Genomic DNA, 2,527 nt, shown 5'->3' with positions numbered 1-2,527 from the left:
ATAGGGGTAGGGCTCGCAATTTGTGCAAAAGTACCGTTAAGAAAAGCTGACTAACATTCAAGCAAATATATGGTAAAAATAGTGGATTCCTTAAAAATTCTAATGTAATAAAATACAATAAATATTACATTACTAGATATATCGTTACCTACTGATACATCTAGGCTTCAGTTAATTTTTATAACGAAGCTTTTTTTCTTTTGCATTTTTATGTAATGTTTTATATTATATAAGTAGTAAATATTACATAGAGCAAAAGAGAAAGTGAGTGGAAAAATTTGATAGTAGAACCTATACGAGATAAAAAGAAAATAAATGATTTACTTATATTTTTAAAAGGTAAAATTGATAGAGACTGGCTGTTATGTAAATTTCAATTGAATACTGGATTAAGAATTGGTGATGTAGTTAAAGTTAAAGTTTCTGACATATTCAATGAGAATATAAAATTTAAAGAATATTTCACATTAAATGAGCAGAAGACTGGTAAAGAAAAGAAAATAAAATTGAATAAAGAAATAAAATGTGCATTAAAAAATTACATTATAGAATCTAAACTTACACTTAATGAGTATATATTTATTAGTAAAAAAGGTGGGCATATAAGTACTGTACAAGCCTATAGGATATTAAAAAATGCTGCTAATTCACTAGGCATAGAGAATTTTAGAACACATTCTTTGAGGAAAAGTTGGGGGTATTGGACATACAATGCAAGCAGTTACAATATTGGTCTCATAATGGATACATTTAACCACAGTAACCAAACTATTACTTTAAAGTATATAGGAATAAATCAAGAGCAAAAGGATGAACTATATTCTATAGTTCAATTCTAGAAAGGATTTTATTATGTACTTAAACAGAAGAGAATTATTAACAACTAACCAAAGAGCTGAATTAATGAAGATTTCAGATGATATAACAGAAAAGGAACTAGTTTATTACTATACTTTAAGTGTTGAAGATATGGATATAATAAGTACTTATAGATTTGATTATAATAAACTTGGGTTTGTATTACAATTAACTATTTTAAGACATTCAGGATGGCCATTAGTTGAATTCACAAATATACCTATGAAAATAATACATTATGTTGCTAATCAATTAGATGTAGATTCAGAGGACTTTTATAAATATTTTAATAGAAAAAATACTAAATATGAGCATTTAGAATCTATTTGTAAATTATTTAATTATAAAAAATATAATAAAAATATAGAAGCATTTTTGTTTGATGAACTCATGCTAATAACTCAAAGTGAAACCAATTCTGTTAGGCTTGTAAACTATGCACTTGATATATTAAGAAAAAACAAAGTAATAATTCCTTCAATAAGAAGTATTGAACAAATAGTTTGGCAAGTTAAAGAGGATATTCAAGATTCTATTTTTAATTTAATAGATAATTCAGTAACTATTGCAAACAAACAGCAATTAGATAATTTAATAACAGTTCAGGATGGAGATATAAAAACTAAATTATCATGGTTACGTGCAGTACCAGGCAAGTCATCGTCAAAAACTTTTAATGAAATTGCTGATAGAATTGAATACATTCGTAGTCTAGCGTTAGAAAATATTGATTTAGGTAGTATTCATAATAATAAAATTGAAGAGTTATGTAAATTGGGTTCAAAATATGAAGCGTATGATTTTAAAAGGTTTGATGCTAAAAAAAGATATTCTATTCTTTCAATATATTTAATTAAATTTTGTGAAAAGCTTATAGATCAAGCGATTCAAATACATGATATTCAAGTACAAAACATTCAATCATTTGGTAAAAAAGAGCAAGAGAATCTTATTAAAAAAAATGGAAAAAAAGCAAATTTAGGTCTTCACAATTATGTGGAGCTTGGAAATTTGATAATTAAAACCAAAGAAGAAGGGAAAACTTCAGTTGATTTTAAGAATATCGAAAATATCATGCCCTGGGAAGCATTTGTACAATCAATAGCCGAAATATCTGAAATTACTAGACCTAAAGAATATAACACTTTAGATTTAATAGCTAAAAAGTATAGTAATCTTAGAAGGTATACTCCTAGATTATTAAAGGTGCTTGAATTTAAAGCATCTAAGTCAGGAACACCTATATTAAAAGCATTAGAAACTATAAAAGAAGTTAACAACACAAGTAAAAGAAAGATGCCAAATGATGCTCCTTTAGATTTTGTAACTAGTCAATGGGAAGAATATGTTTATGACCAAGAGGGAAATATAGATAAAAAATATTATGAATTAGCAGCATTCACTGAACTTAAAAATGCCATTCGTTCTGGAGATATATCTATTATCGGAAGTAAGCAGCATATCCCATTTGAAGAGTATCTTATGAATGAATCAGAATGGCTAAAATACAAAGAAGAAAGTATTGATTTTAAAGTACCTTTAGATGTTGAAGAATACTTAACTGATAGATTGACCCTATTAAATAACAAATTAAAATACGTATCTGATAATATAAAAAAACTTAAAGGTGTATCAATAGAAAATAATAAATTTGTATTATCAAAATTAG

2 protein-coding genes are annotated in these 2,527 nt (G+C 26.1%); both read left to right on the top strand.

Translation table 11 applies throughout. The annotated features are described in order from the left end of the window. Window positions 1–278: 278 nt before the first annotated feature. Complete coding sequence (locus KPL38_RS18955) at window positions 279–839, top strand: tyrosine-type recombinase/integrase (protein ID WP_216290696.1); 561 nt, start codon at window positions 279–281, stop codon at window positions 837–839. A 13-nt stretch (window positions 840–852) separates the two neighbouring features. Next, the coding region (locus KPL38_RS18950; RefSeq protein WP_216290695.1) for a DUF4158 domain-containing protein at window positions 853–2,527 on the top strand (1,675 nt) is incomplete at its 3' end.

This window comes from Clostridium psychrophilum (assembly GCF_018861705.1).
GTDB lineage: Bacteria > Bacillota > Clostridia > Clostridiales > Clostridiaceae > Clostridium_AD > Clostridium_AD psychrophilum.
Note: the sequence above shows the minus strand (reverse complement) of the source record. Positions and strands in the feature narration are given on the sequence as shown.